The following is a 15403-nucleotide window of genomic DNA, read 5'->3' as shown; positions in this document are numbered from 1 at the left end:
AAGGGTAAGGTTGAATTAAGCACCGGGCACAATGCCTGCACCCGGTGCCTAACCCCGGTTGCCTTTATTCCTTGACGACCCGCTTGTGGACAATACTCCGCCCGGTAGTGATCCGGACCAGGTAAACGCCCGATGGCAGATTCGCCAGCGACAGGCGCCGGTTGTCTTCCACCTGCACCGGCAGCTCCTGCCCGTTCATATTGAGCAGTTGTATCTGATCGGCTTCAAACCCGTGGGGGCTGACGATGTTGACCCAATCGGTTGCCGGGTTCGGGAAGAGGGTGAATACGCCACTTCCGGAGTCTGCCTCTTCATTGGAAACGACCTTAAAGATGGTTTCCTGCCCCTGAATTGGCAGGCGGTTCTCTTCCAGGTCGATACAGAAGGTTTTCTCTACAGATACTTCCGATTCCGTAAGCCCGGCAATATCATCGATTATTCCAATGATGTAGGCGACCTGCCCGTGCCCGGAGACGTTGTTCTGGTCAATCCGGGTCATGGCAATCTCAATACGCCCATCCGGGTAGACTTTATCAACGGTGAGGGTGTTGACCCCGGGCTCGCCAAACCAGCTTGTGGGGTACACCACTTCGATCTCATCGGGGTTGATGACCTCGGGGTCAAACTGCACGGTAAAGGCTACACCGTAAGCATTCTGCACAGGCGTATTGGCTGAACCAATGAGGATGGGGGCCTGGAAGGTCGCACCACTGGGCTGGTCTGCCGGGAAGTTAATGAAAGCCGGTGGGTCCAGATCAGTCCCCGGAAGCTCGGTGATGGGCTCGGGCACACCGTGCGATAAGCCATAGTTATCCATCAGAACCATACGGTCCGCCTCATTAATAACCCCGTCGCCATTGCAATCTGCATGCTTGTAGTTGGTGCCATCTGCGAAGGTGCTGTCCCAATTCATGGCTACCGCAGGGCTCCAGGAATTATCCTGATTTACCCGCGCCGGGCCGGATACGCCATAGCCCAGACCAATCGACAGCAGGTCAATGTGGTGCGCCAGGTTGTCGGCATTGGCATCGCCGGGCCAGACTTCCTCCGTAGCAGGGGACCAGCAAAGGTTATCCAGGAAGCCGGTGCCCAGGATTCTCATGACCGTCACTTCGCCAGTAATCACGATCCGGGAAGCCTCCGAAAAGTTATTGGTATTGGCGTACGGTATGCGCTTAATGGTATTGCCATTCGGCAGGGTAACGAGGGTATTGGCCGTAAGGGTATCGAGCAAGGTCAGCACATTGAAGTCGTCCTCCGTCAGGTAAACCTCCGTTTCCTGTGTGGAATAGTCAAAGGAGACCTCACCTGCGGGTTCCGGGAATTCGAAGTACAGCTCCGCATCCGTGAACTCGACGACTTGCCCCTCTGCCGGATCGAAGAAATTCAGGTCTTCTGAATCGACAACTTCCATGGAGCACAGGCAGAAATCACCCAGGGAATAGCCAAAGAATACCCCACCCTGTGTGCCCACCTCCTGCAGCTCACCGGTCCCGTCACCGGGCGGGCTCTGGAAACCTGCAAACGGCTCGAAGTCCAAGCACGCTCCGTCTGGCCCCAGGCAGTCCGGTACTTCAAAAGCGACCCACTTGCAGCAGTCCGGCTGATCGTTAATGCACACCTTCACTGAATCTACACCACCAGTACCAACCCCATAGCCTTCCAACAGCAACGGAAGCTCCTCCATGCTGTAGAAATTGATGAGTTCACCATTCGAGTTATACAGGTCAAAAAAGTCGTTTCCAGGATTTTGGACGGCAAAATCCACCGTCAAATCATAAGCTTCGCCACCGGAGCAACCGTTTGTCTCGGCAGAAGCTTGTACAATCGCGCAGGCGTTGCTTTCAATACCGTCTACGCAAATATTATCGAAGGCAACGCGGGCGTATTGATTAAAAGTATTGAAGTAAAGCTCTTCCACCGGCCCGGAGAAAACCATACGTCCTTTATTGAAATCCACAACCTCAAAGCGGAGCGTAATACCGTTTTCCAAGGCTATTTCATCATCGACAAAAGGTAGGAAAACCGCTTCAAAGCCGGCACCTAGCGAAATCAGCAGACTGTCTGCCGCGCCTTCAAAGTAATCGATTGAGACTGTTCGGGGAGGAGCGTTGGGTGCTACCGGCTCCAGCACAATGCCTAATATCGCCTCGCTAAAGGAAACGACTTTCCCCTCCGCAGCGTCAAACCCCGGGTAAGCCCCTGCTTCTTCAATACGGACTGCCCCTGCATCATTATCTTCGAAAGTAGTGTAGATCAGTTCAGCCCAGGGCTCCGCGCCAATAATATCTTCTCCTGCACCCGCGGGTGATTCAAAAGGTGCATAAGCTTCAAGAGGAAGACAACCGCTGATGAGTGGCGGGCAGTCAAAAGCGACAAACTCGGTAAAACCACTGCAGTCTCCTCCGCTCAGGTCTTCCACAATCAGTTCATAGATATTGTCAGTAAACGGATCAAACGGGCCCACCACTACCGGGCGCTCATCGCCGTAGCTGAGGGTGTCGTAGATTTCGCCATTACCGAAGATCTTGTAGAGCCCGTTCTCCGGCTGATTGCCTGACACAAAGTCGAGCTCCATGTAGAAACCTTGCTCATCGCAGAAGGCAAATTCAGCCACTACATCTGTGATCAGACAGGCATCGCCCTGACAGTTTGGCTGGGTATAAACGACTTCCTTGCAACAATCCGGCTGATCAAAAATACAGGCTTTGAAAGTGATTTCTTCTGTATTAACCAGTTCCAGGTTAATCAGCTCTCCCGGCAGTGCGGCAAGCGTGCTTTGCCCGATATAGTCGCCATTGAGGTAGAACCAAAACAGTAAATCGTTCTGCGGTTCTTCGACCGCAATATCTACCAGTAAATCATAAGTGCCATCCCCATTGCAATCCTGGGGCGTTGCAGCAAGCTCAAGGATTTGGCAATCACCACCGTTGTCACAGGACTTTGGACCGACCTCCACATAACCAAAGCAGGTGGGATTGGCGAAGTCGAGGATGAGAAAGTCATAGACCGTCACCCCGTCTCCGGCAAAGGGCCCGAGGGTCACAAAAGGCTCGCTGTAGTCAAATGGACCAAAAATTTCCCCGTCCGCGAATATGAAGTAGCCCAGGTCACCGGGATCATTGACCTGCACTTCGATGTCAACGAGGAAGGTGCCGTCTTCGCAGGGATGAGGCTCGGCGATGACGTTGTTGAAGATGCAGCCTACGTTGCAGGCCGGCGCATCAAAAAGCTTTTCCGTGAAGGCGTTGCAATCCGTTGCCCCGATGTTCACCTGATAGGTCTCCCCGTCGCCGGGCAGCCCCGGGATGGTCACCGGGAAGTCATTAAGCCCGTATACCTCGCTGTAGCCCAGCCCAGGTATGGATACTTCGAAACTGGTAGGCACACCGCTGTATTCCAGGTCGAGGACAAGGTTGTATTTCCCGTCGTCATTGCAATCTGTTGCATCGGCAAATACGGCTTCGATGTCGCATCCCGGATTGCAAAATGGGGTTTCTATGGTCGTTTCTGCAGGCTGACACTGCCCGTCCGGATAAGCAAACAGGTTCAAGGGTGCTCCATTGCCTTCAAATGGCCCTATGGTCAGTGGCAATTCTGAAAAAGTATAGGATCCGTAAAACGCCCCGTCTACTTCAAGAATAAAAATATCTCCAAAATCAGAGGCGACTAAATCAAGCTCCACATAGTAGCTGTCCCCGTCACAAGGCGTAGCCTCCGCCACAATATTCAGGATATCTGAGCAGTAGCAGGGAATAGCATCCACTCCTTTGGAAATACAGCACTCCGGGTTTTCAGAATAACAAATGGAGATCACATCCTGCACGTCTCCCGGGTTGATGGCCCAGATATCAAGGCTGAGGTCTTCTCCGGTATATTCGCTCCAGCGAAGGTCTCCGTTGACAAAAATATCTATGGGGGCTCCATTCAGGGCGGCTTCGTCCAGGTCTATAAATGCAGAATAGCTGCCAAAAATACCGGTACACCACTCCGGGAACACTTCAAAATCAGGAATATCACAGTCTGGATTACAATCGCTCACATCGACCGGCACTTCGACTTCGCAGAATACACTATTGGGCGACTGATTGCCCCACTGTTCTACCAATACAGTAAGTTGATCCGTACCTGGGTTAATAAATGGGCCCACTTCTACTGTGGTGTTGATTCCCACCAGGCCATACGAGAAAGCATTACCGATCCTGATCATCACGAATGGCCCACCGTTAGGGTTATCATTCGAAGTGGTCACGGAAAAAGTCAGCACGCCATTGGGCTGGCAATCAATCACCTCCACCGATGCTTCCAAGCCACAGTCTACCGGATCACAGGGCACTTCAAAGTCAACATAGGCGCAGCAGTCCGGCTGATTGGCAAAGCAAATCGACAAGCTATCTGTTCCAGACCCGGGGGAGGGCCAGCCTGATAGCTGTAAGGTAAATGGTGAGGGCTCACCATAAGTCAATGTTTCTGAATAGCCGGTCGCCAGGGAAGTCACTTGCAGTACATCACCGTTTTGAGCATTATCAATGGTCATCGGGATGTTGTAGGTGCCATCGTTGTTGCACCCGGCAGCCGGGACCAGTAAATTGAATCCCTCCAGCACACAGCCATCTGCACAGTCCGGCGTGATGATCGTTTGGGAAGCCCCGCAGTCGCCTTCGGTATCGTATACCCAAACCGTTATGGGCTCACCGTACCCCAGTACCGGGCCTACTGTCACGGGCAGGTCGGCATAGGCATAGGTTTCCAGGAACCCGTTGGAGGTTTCTACTTTAAAGGATTCACTTGGGAGGTTGCCAAGAGCGTCAAAGCCGAGCTCGAAGTAAAAGAGGGAGTCCCCATCGCAGGGTAGAAAGCCGATGCTAAGGTTGTCAAAAACACAGTCTGCGCAGCCTACATCGTAGCTGATTTCCTTACAGCAATCAGCGTTGGCATTGAAGTCGCAAATCTGCAATACCTCAAACTGTGCGGCAGGCAGGGGCAGATCAAGCACCAATTGTTGCCCATTGTAGATCAGGGTTTCCAGGTAGTTGGTTTCCTGAGCTGAAACGGTCAGGGTATCCCCCTCCTGCGCCCCTTCGACCACCAGGATGATCGTGTAAATATCTTCGCCGGGGAAACACTGAACGTCACCCTCCATCACAATGCCTTCCAGCGTGCAATCCGCGCCACAATCCTGTGCAGGCAATACTTTCGTCAGAAAACAATCAGGCTGGCCGAAAGCCGAGACCTTGAACTCGATATCATCAGTCGGGGCGATAAACGGGCTTAGGGTCACCGGAAAATCACCTGCAGCATACAACTGGTAGTTGCCATTGGTAAACAGCTGAAGCGTGTCTGTGGGCAGCCCATCGTATTCGATATCAATGGTGACTTCAAAAACACCGTTGGGATTACAATCGCCGGCTTCCACAATGAGCTCCTGCAGGTCACAGGGCGGCGGCGGATTAATGCAGACATTATCAATATGCAGACCGGAAACGCCTCCAATGAGCAAGCTTTGGACATTGCCTTCGAAGATCAATTGTCCTGAGCTATTGATATTGTTATCCGGCACGACTTCCAGCGTCACTCCGGGGGCCAGTGGATAAAACCCGGGCTCCAGTACAAACTGAATCAGGAGGGCCGCGCCGTTAGCCGCAAAATTGATGGTACCATCGCCATCGGGGGTGTAGTGGTAATCGACCGTAACCTGCTCCACCGGTTCAGGGTAAGCGGTAAAATCGTAGATCGAATTAATGCTGGCAAATTCGAGGAACTGCCCGGAGGCTTGGGTGAAATCCGGAAAGTCTGCGACCTGACGGACCCGCAAATCGCCGTACACGCTGCTCCAGAACAGGGTTTGAACAGGAGCGAGACGCATTGCCACATCAGATTCAGTATAAAATACCGTGCCGGGCGGTGTCCCCGCCTGAGCGCCATAGCCCGGGGTATCCATCATTTCGAATTCCAGGCAATTACCGGAATTTGTGGTATCAAAAGGAGTGGCGCAGACGTTGTCCACCCCAAATTCCTGCCCTCCCACGAGCAGGCTAAAGACCTCGCCGGTAATACAAACGGTCCCCGCAGAAAGGAAGGTATTGTTGCTGCTACTGTCGAGGGTAACGGTGACCTCTACCCCCGGAAAGTCAATACCGGCAATATCCGGGAAGCCTGTGAGCACGGCCACATCGCTGCCGTTGACAGAAAAATTCTCTTCTCCTCCCCCATCAAAGAAATCGAAGCAAACTTGCTGCACGCCGTTCGGATATTGCAACTCCAGGGCGTTATTGCCCATGAACAGGAAATTCCCGTCCAGCCAGTTCACGTTTGCCCCTTCAATGGCGGCATTGCCGAAGCCGGTATTGCCATTGAAGTACTCAATTTCACGGGCAATGGCGATCAGCCCGTCTTGTTCAAAGAGTGTATCGCCGGGGAGGTTATTCAACGCCGGGCCAAAGGCAGGGCCCGCGGGGAAGTCTTCGAAATCTAGACAAGCCTGTTGTGCATACAGGCTGAGTGCGCTAAACAGCAGCGGCAGTAGGTAAAAGTACTTTGCGTTCATGGATTGAAGGATTCGGTTCATCTTAAATATGTTTCGCTGAGGTCCGTTGATTGGATTCGATCACAATACAAAAATGATAAACCTCCTGCCGGGCAACAAGTACATTTTTGGTCTTTTTTTGGATTTTTTTCTCCAATAAATCATTCGTTTATAGCCCTTAATGCCTATAAAAACTGAAAATTAACAAAACAAACAGCCTGTATTTTTTGGATTTTTTATCTTTAGTACATGCATCAACATAAACTCATACAGCTGCTCCGAAGCCTGTCCCGGCGGGAAATGACCCGTTTCCGGGAATTTGCGGAATCGCCCTACCATAATAAGCACGATGGGGTACGCCTGCTCGTACAGTACCTCAGCTCGGCTTATCCTGACTTCACGGAGGAACGATGTGAGCGCGAAAAGCTTTTCCAGGCCCTCTTCCCGGGCACGCCTCACGATCAGCCTAAGTTAGCAGTTATTTTCACCTACACCGTACGGCTGCTGGAACTATTCCTGGAAATCGAGGGCTTCCTCGAAAAACCTGATGCCCGCACCCCGTTTTTGCTTGGGCAGCTCCGGCAACGGCAGCAACTTCGATGGTTTGAGAAAGCCCTTTCCAAATCGGAAGCCAATGCCGCACAACAGCGGGAGCGCGATGCAGACTGGTACTATTTGAGGTTTCGGCTCGCCACAGAATCGGATTACTTTTTCACGACGGTCGCCGAACGCCGCCGGGACAGCAGCCTGCAGGACAAGCAATTCTACCTGAATCACTATTTTCTCTCCGTAAAGCTAAGGGATGCCTGCGAGATGGCGGTGCGGGAACGGATACTCAAGGTCGCCTATCAGGACGCTTTGGTTGCGGTGGCGCTGCAACAAGTAGAAGAAGATCCGGAAAGATATCAGTCCATACCAGCCATCAATATTTACTACCAGCTTTATCAAATGATTACCAAAGCCGGAGAGGACTACTACTACGGCGTGCTACACCACCTGAGCTGCCAACAGGAAGACCTCCCGGACGAAGAGCTGAAAAACATTTACAATTACCTTCAGAATTACTGTATTCAAAAAATCAATACTGGAGAGGCTAAGTTTTTGCAGGAAATTTTCCAACTGTATCAGGTACAGCTTGACAAAGGGTTACTGCTGGAAGACGGGCAGCTGTCGGAATGGCACTACAAAAACATCGTCACTACCGCTCTGCGCCTCAACGCTCTGGATTGGGTGTACCATTTTATCGAGGACTACCGCGAATTGCTGCCTGAAGGTGCCCGGGACAATGCCTACCGGTTTAACCTGGCCTCCTATCATTATGCAGCAAAGGAGTACGACAAGGTCCTCGCATTACTCACCCGGGTGGAATACAGCGACCTAAGGTACAGCCTTGGCGCTAAGGCTCTGCTGCTGCGGACTTATTACGACCTTGAAGAATACAGTGCTCTATACGCACTCGTGGACTCCTTCCGGCAGTACCTTGTACGCAATAAACTAATGGCAGATGGGCGCCGGCAGGGGTACTACAACCTCTTCAAACTGACCCGGCGGGCCGCTGTCTTACTTGAAAACACCGGCTATTACAACCGCAGGCGCTACCACAAGGAATGGCAGCGCCTGCATAGAGATACTCAGGAGGCAGCGGCGGTCTTTAACAAGGCCTGGCTGCAGCAGAAAATCGCTGAACTGGAGCCCTGAAAACCCTATTACCGCATCAGGACCACATCGCCCTGGAACAGCTCCACCACGCCATCGACATACTCCACCTTGGCAAACCAGGTGAAGACCGCTCCGTTCATGAGCTCGCCCCGGTAATGCCCGTCCCATCCGTAGTCCGGATTGTTCGGTGGGGCATTGAAAACGGTAAAGACGGGCTCTCCCCAGCGGCTGTACACTTCGAAGGCTTCAATCTTAACCACTTCCGGTCCGGTCTGCACAAAGAAGACGTCATTGGCTCCATCGCCGTTGGGCGAAAAGACGTTGGGCAGATATACCCTCCGCTGCTTATTCAGAATGAGCTGTATCTGATCAGTGGCCGTACAACCATTCAGGTCGGTGATTTGCACCTGGTACAAGCCGGAAGCTGAAGGAGTAACAAAGGTTACCGGGCAGTCATAGCAGGAAAGGCTGTCGGCCCCTTGCCACAGGTAACGGGTGATTTCGTCCTCCGGGATATTGACATCCGCCGTAAGCCGCACTTCCTCGCCAAGGCCAACCTGGATTTGCCCGTTGATATCCTGCTCAATGATTTCCACATCGAGGTCATTGCCTTCTTCCAGCACTACTTCCGTCTCGTACTCACACCCAATCGCATCCTGAACGATAAGGGTGTAAACCCCTCCGTCCAAATTGGTAAATGTAGCCTGCTGATCGAAGGCTTCCCCGTTGAAGCTGTAAAGGTATGGGCTTGTGCCACCTTCCACGCCACTGACGAGAATGCTACCATTGCCTTGCCCGAAGCAGGTAGGCCCGTTAGCAGTTGTCAGCAGTGCAGTGGGAGCAGCAGCGATTTCAGAAACCTCTACTGTGGACACGCTTTGGCAATTGTTGTCTTCGTCCGTTACGATCAGGAAGTACAGGCCAGCAGTATCCACCGAGAGGCTCAGATCTCCGCCGATTATATTGCTTTGCTGCCCAAATGCCCACTGATGCGTGATATCCGGACCGGTTTGGGAGCCAGTGCCGTTCAGGGTAGCGGTGGGATTCAGGCAGTCAATTTGCTGCGGCTGCCCGGCATCCGCTACCGGTGCTTCAATATCCTGGGTAATAACCACCTCATCTTCACTCTGGCAACTGTTGCGGGTATTGAGAACGACCAGGGTGTAGGTACCCGGTGTATTGACCATTACGGAGTCAGAAGTGGCTACAGTAGACCCGTTTTCGTTCTGCCAGGCGTACTGAATCTCCTCGCCCTGCGTTGACCCGGCAGCACTAAGCGAAACACTCGTGATGGCGCAGTCCAGCCGCTGAGTGAGGCCAGCTTCCGATGTTGGCGTTTCGATATCCTGAATGACCTGTATTGTGTCTCTTTCCGCACAGCCCGTTTCCATATCCTCCAGCAGCAGGACGTAGAACCCCGGATCTTCTGTAGGAAGCTGATCCGTATTCGTAGCCAGCACGGTGCCGCTCAGGTCCTCCCACTGATAGATCAGCGCCGGCCAGGAAGATGATGCACTTCCGTCAATGACCAGACTGGTGGTGGCACAATCGAGCGTATCATTTACGGCCAGGCTGACCACGGGCACGTCATTGGAAAGGGGCACCTCAGCCAGACCGGGCTCAGACACGCACCCGTGGATGGTATCGGTCACAATTAATTCATAGGTGCCAGCAGTGCTGACGGTTGGAGAAGGTACAACTGCGGTTTGAGCATTGATACCGGGCCCCGTCCACTCGTACACAAAAGCCGGCCCCGTACTGGTTCCGTTGCCACCTATGGCCACGGACTCGACCGTGCAGGTCAGGGTATCCGGCATACCGGGATCAGCAACGGGTAGCGGGATAGCCTCCACCTGCAAACTGGCTTGGTTCTGACAGCCATTGGTATCAACCACTTCCAGCACAAACAGGCCGGCAGTGCTGACGGTCAGGGTGGAATCTCCGGCACTACCATTCCATTCATAAGAGGTGAAGGGAGCCGAAGCTTGCAGCACGGTGCTTGATCCGGCACAGAAATAAGGCGTCCCTTCCACCTCAAAATCGGGCAGGGGGAAGGTAATGATGTCATAGGAAGCCGTATCCATACAGCCATTAACGTCTGTGGCAAATACAGTGTAGGTGCCGGCTTCGGTGATGGTCCGCTCGGGGTCAAAGCTCCCGTCTTCCCACTCAAAGGAAGACAGGCTTGCTCCGTTCGCGGTAAGGATGGCGGACGCATCCACGCAAAAGCCCTGGGGCGCATCAATACTGACCACCGGTTCCGGGAAGAGGCTGACATCCACACTGGCGGTACCGGCGCAGCCTGAGGCATCTTCTACGTAAACGGAATAAGAACCAGGCTCTGTGACTGTGATTCCCGAAGTCTGCGCTCCGTCCTGCCATTCGTAGACCGTATAGCCGGCTCCGGCACTAAGCTGAGTCTCAGTGCCCGGGCAAAACTGCAATGGCCCCGAGATCACCGGGCTTAATTCTTCCTGCTGCGACACCTGAAGGCTGGCGGTATTGGTGCAGCCGTTGTCGTCGGTAACGGTCAGGGTATACAAGCCTTCCTGATCCACCTCAATGGAGGAAGCGCCGCTGCCTGTCGACCATTCGTAAGCAGCATAATCGGCTCCGGCATTCAGCGTAGCAAAACCGCCCGGGCAAAAAGAAGCAGAACCTCCGATGGCCACAGCGGGCAAATTGTATTCCAAAAGCTGGTAGCTATCCTGGCTAATACAGCCGTTCACATCGGTGACCGTTACCCGGTAAACGCCTCCGCTATCAATGGTTATACTCTCTGCGCTGCTGCCGGTAGACCAAGTATACGCGACATACTCTGCTCCTGCGGACAAAGTAGCCGTTGTATCGGTGCAGAAACCCGCTGGCCCCTGAATATCCGGTGCCAAAACCGAATACACCCCTACCTCAATGCTATTGGAGGTTACACAGCCGTTGGCATCGGTAACGGTGACTTCAATCGTGCCAGGTGCTGTAACTTCCACTTCGGGTGTGCCGGTATTATTGCTCCACTGGTAATTTTCGAAGCCTGCTTCTGCGGTCAGTGTGGTCGAAGTGCCGGGGCAGAAGTTGGGCGCTCCGTCAATCTGAGGGACAGAGGTGGCGTATTCACTGGTTTCTATCGTAGTCGTCCCCACACACCCCTGAGCATTCGTTACGGTCAGGGTCACATTGCCTGGGTTAGCCACTGCGGTTGTGCCGGTCGTATCCCCAGTGCTCCAGGCATAGGAAGCGAATATAGAGGAAGCCGATAGCGTGGTGGATTCGCCCGGGCAAAAAGCAGGCACTCCGTTAATTTGGGGAGCAGGCAGGCTGATCTCATCCACAAAAAAGGAAGCCTCACCCTGACAACCATTGGCATCGGTGACGGTAACGGTGGACGGACCTTGTGTGGATACGATCAAAGAATCATTGGCAGACCCATCGTTCCAAGAGTAGCTCTCAAAGCCAGCAGTGGCCTGGAGCACAATACTATCGCCTGCACAGAAAAAGCTCTCACCGGTTATTTCGGGCTCGGGCAGTGCGTTTTCAATAAGACTAACCGAATTGGTACTGCTGCAACCATTAGCATCAGTAACGGTAAGGCTGACTTCTCCGGGCTCAGATACGGTCGTACTATCTATTGTGGCTCCGGTGCTCCACTGATAAGACTCGAAGGTGCTATCCACACCAAGCACTACGGCTTCTCCATCACAGAAAGTAAGGGTTCCGGTAATATTGAATTCTGGTAAAGGCTGCGCAGTGACCGTTTGCGAAGTACTGTTTTCACAGCCGTTGGCATCGGTAACGGTTACGGAGACCACATCGGAGTCCGCTACTGTCACAGACGGGGCCGTACTGCCCGTCGACCATTCGTAGGTTTCGTAAGCCGCTGAGAGGGCGAGCATGCTTGATGTGTCTGCACAGAAAGCCAATTCGCCAATGATTTCAGGCGTAGGCAGAGGATTTTCCGTTACCGTCACGGAAGCGGCATTCTGGCAACCGTTATTGTCCGTGACCATCAGGCTATAGTCGCCTGGAGCCGTAACGTCCAAAATTTGCCCGGATTCATTTCCCGTCCATTCGTAATCGGCCATACCTGCCGGCCCGCTCAGGCTGGTGGATGCGCCTTCGCAGAAAGACAGTTCTCCTGTGATGGGAACCTCTGGCAATGGGTTTTCGGTAACGACATAGGAAGCCGTCCCTGTACATCCGTTTGCGTCAGTGACCGTGAGCGTGTAGGTGCCTCCTGCAGTTACTTCCAATTCCTGAGTGGGTGTATTATCAGACCACTCATAGGAAGCGAAGCCTCCCTGTCCCACCAGAAAGACAGACGCCCCTTCGCAAAACTCGGTGGGGCCGGTAATTTCCGGAGAAAGTTCTGTGACCTCCGTAACGCCAATCGAGGCCACGCTCTGGCAGCCCGATGCGTTGGTGACCGTCACGAAAACGGTGCCGGGAGTGGTGATTTCAGCGGTTGGAGTAGTCGCGCCATTGGACCACTCATACGAAAGGCCGGCCGGGCTTGCCGTAAGAGTCGTACTGGTACCGGTACAATAGCTTGTCACACCGGAAATGGAAGCATCCGGCAAGGCCACCTCTTCGACTTCAAAGGTAGCAGTACCCGTACATCCATTCAGATCAGTGGCGGTAACGCTGTAGGTTCCGGCACTGCTAATAGCTATTGTAGGGTCTGTTTCCGTATTACTCCAAATGATATCGGTGTAGGCGGAACCATTAACGACATTCAGCACTCCGAACGCCTCCTCGCAAATGAAATCATCTCCAGTAATTTGCACATCCGGCAGTGGGTTTTCGACCACGGTTGCGCTGGTCTCGGCAACACAGCCGTTGGCATCCGTAACCGTAACGCCCACATTGCCTCCACTGATAACTTCCTCTGTTTGGGCACTGCCGCCGGTAGACCAGCTGTAGCTATCGTAAGCCGGGCTCACCGAGAGGGCCGTTGAAGCATCATCACAGAAGCTAAGGCTACCGGAAATAGAAGGCGGAAGTGCTGCGTCTTCAGCAACCGTAAAAACAGAAGTGGTACTGCACCCCTGATTCGTCACGGTAACGCTGTAGGTCCCAGGGCCTGGAATGGTAATTTGCCCGGTATTACTATTGTTAGACCAGGTAATGCCGTCGTAGGCCGCAGCATTAATGATAGCGAGCGTGCCTTCAATATCCGGGCACAAAAGCGCAGGACCGGATATTTGCGGGTCAGGCAGACTGATTTCTGATACTGTTGCAAGCGCTGTTCCTTCGCAGCCATTAGCATCCGTTACCGTCACTTCCACATCCCCGGGGGTATTGACACTCAAAATGTTGCCGGTGGTCCCGTCGGACCATTCATAACTACTGAACCCGCCATTGGCTGTTAGCGTAGTACTTTCGCCAGGGCAGATTTGAAGGTCACCGCTAATCGTTGGCGCAGGGGCAGGGCTTTCGCCTACCGTGAAGGAAGATTCGCCAATACAGTTGCCAGGCTGAGTCGTGACGGTCACGGAATAGGTGCCCGGGCTGAATATTGGAATGGTCTGAGTGACATCGTTGGTATTCCAGAGGTAACTGGCAAAGTTGCCGGACACACTCAGGAATTCAGGGTTGCCATCACAGATCGCATCCGGGCCTGTTATATCGGGAACGGGGTTCTGGAGTACTTCCACCACCAGTACGGCAGGCAGGGCACATTCCCCCGGTGAAGGAGTGAAAGTCAGCGCAAAAATCCCGTTTATGGATGGTGTAAAAGTCCCGGCATTGACACCGGTCCCGCTCCAGGTACCCAGAACGCCATCCTGTACATTCGACAACAACAGCGGGGGAGCACCCTGGCAAAATGGGCCAATGGGTATGAGGGAGGGCGTAACCGGAGGAACCACAGTAACAGGAACGGCGGCACGGTCTGAAGCACAATCCCCAATATCACAGGCAACATAATAGGTGGTATTGTTATTGAGCACGGGGGTATTATAGACTGGCCCGCTAGCAATCGGGCTGCCACCGGTGGGGCTTGTATACCAGCGGATCGTACCTCCGGGGCAAGCTGCTGCCGAAAGCATAGCACTCTCTCCCTGACACACCTGTACCGGAGTTACTATTGGAGGGGGTGGCGGGATACAAGGCTGCACACAATCCACAAATGCTGCCCATCCGTTACCGGTACCGCTAAAGTCACTGTCAAAAACGAAGGTCAGGCATCCGGAGGGGTGGCTGGAGGTCACGATGCCTGGGCTGTTGTTGCTAAAAGTTCCAATAATCGGAGAACTGGTGTTGGGCCCATCATAGATGGTCAGGTCGTCGAAAGGGCCTTCAAGGTCAAAAACATTAAAGGTTACCTCCACCAGATCACCGGGAATATCCGGACAAATGGTCGTTACTGTATTTTCCTGATTGGAATACTGACCGCCCGGGCCACCCGAATCATAGAAAAAATCGCCGCAGCCGGGAGGGTAAATACAGGTGCCATCGTCAAAATTGGCAGTGGGGTCATAATTGGTGGCCAGCGGGTCTGTACAACCACAGACAGTGGGAGGCACCCCGGGGAAAATCGGAGCAATGCTACCGGCAAAACCCACATCGACGTTGGCATGGTCCGTAATACATAATTCAATTGTATACGGACCACTGCCACAGGCAGCAGCCAGTTGAGCAAAGGTATTTACCGTATTGACATTACAAGGGTCCGTAGAGAGCCCATAGTTCCCTCCCCCAAACGCTAGCCCATTGTCCGGGTTAGGGCCGCCCCCTTCTGAAAAGGTGAAGTACCCATTCACACTGGCTGAAGACCCAAAGGGCGAACCGGCATTGCAGGAGCCGCCACCGGGGCGGGTTACCAGCATGAGAGTTTCTCCGCAGGCATTCACCCGTATCGACAGGTCGCCGATAAAGGTATGTTCCAGTTCCATGGAAAAGCCTATCGGGTTACCGGTAATAGCAGGGTTAATTGGAATGTTGACGCAGTAGGATACCGATGGATTGGCTACCGGTTGATTTTCGTCAGGCAGGCTTATGCTCGGGTCTGTGCACTGAGCTACAGCCGGAGTGACAGGCAACAGGAAGCATGCACCGGATAAAAGCATAGCAATTAGACAAACTGCAGTAGTCGAGTAGTTGTTCAGCATAGATTGGGTTCTGTTAATGCCCGGAGTGTTGGTTACTCAAGGCTTTGCAATAACTCATTTGGCATATCCCGGGGTAGGTATTGATCGTATTGGGCATAGGTAATAGGTGCCAAAT

Annotated in this window: 3 protein-coding genes; 1 reads left to right on the top strand and 2 read right to left on the bottom strand. The window is 53.2% G+C overall.

Annotation, left to right across the window (positions count from 1 at the left end):
* Positions 1 to 64 precede the first annotated feature (64 nt).
* The gene (locus ACO08I_RS27705) at positions 65 to 6568 is read right to left on the bottom strand and encodes a T9SS type A sorting domain-containing protein (protein WP_421947746.1); all 6504 of its coding nucleotides are present in this window, start codon (positions 6566 to 6568) and stop codon (positions 65 to 67) included.
* Positions 6569 to 6775: 207 nt separating this feature from the next.
* Here ACO08I_RS27705 and ACO08I_RS27700 point away from each other — a divergent pair, with 207 nt between their 5' ends.
* Positions 6776 to 8224 (top strand): hypothetical protein, encoded by a 1449-nt coding sequence (locus ACO08I_RS27700; protein ID WP_421947745.1) that lies wholly within the window; start codon positions 6776 to 6778, stop codon positions 8222 to 8224.
* Positions 8225 to 8232: 8 nt separating this feature from the next.
* On the opposite strand, the gene ACO08I_RS27695 is transcribed toward ACO08I_RS27700, so the two are convergent.
* On the bottom strand, positions 8233 to 15288 hold the full coding sequence (locus tag ACO08I_RS27695; RefSeq protein ID WP_421947744.1) for a gliding motility-associated C-terminal domain-containing protein: 7056 nt from the start codon (positions 15286 to 15288) through the stop codon (positions 8233 to 8235).
* Positions 15289 to 15403: the final 115 nt, after the last annotated feature.

It is taken from the genome of Phaeodactylibacter xiamenensis, assembly GCF_965229835.1.
In the GTDB taxonomy this organism is placed as follows: Bacteria; Bacteroidota; Bacteroidia; order Chitinophagales; family Saprospiraceae; genus Phaeodactylibacter; species Phaeodactylibacter xiamenensis.
This window is presented reverse-complemented; position numbering and strand designations above follow the sequence as displayed.

What these genes read in the sequence shown, in the direction of transcription:
- ACO08I_RS27705 (WP_421947746.1), bottom strand. Translation starts at nt 6,568, where the DNA reads ATGAACCGAATCCTTCAATCCATGAACGCAAAGTACTTTTACCTACTG.
- ACO08I_RS27700 (WP_421947745.1), top strand. Translation starts at nt 6,776, where the DNA reads ATGCATCAACATAAACTCATACAGCTGCTCCGAAGCCTGTCCCGGCGG.
- ACO08I_RS27695 (WP_421947744.1), bottom strand. Translation starts at nt 15,288, where the DNA reads ATGCTGAACAACTACTCGACTACTGCAGTTTGTCTAATTGCTATGCTT.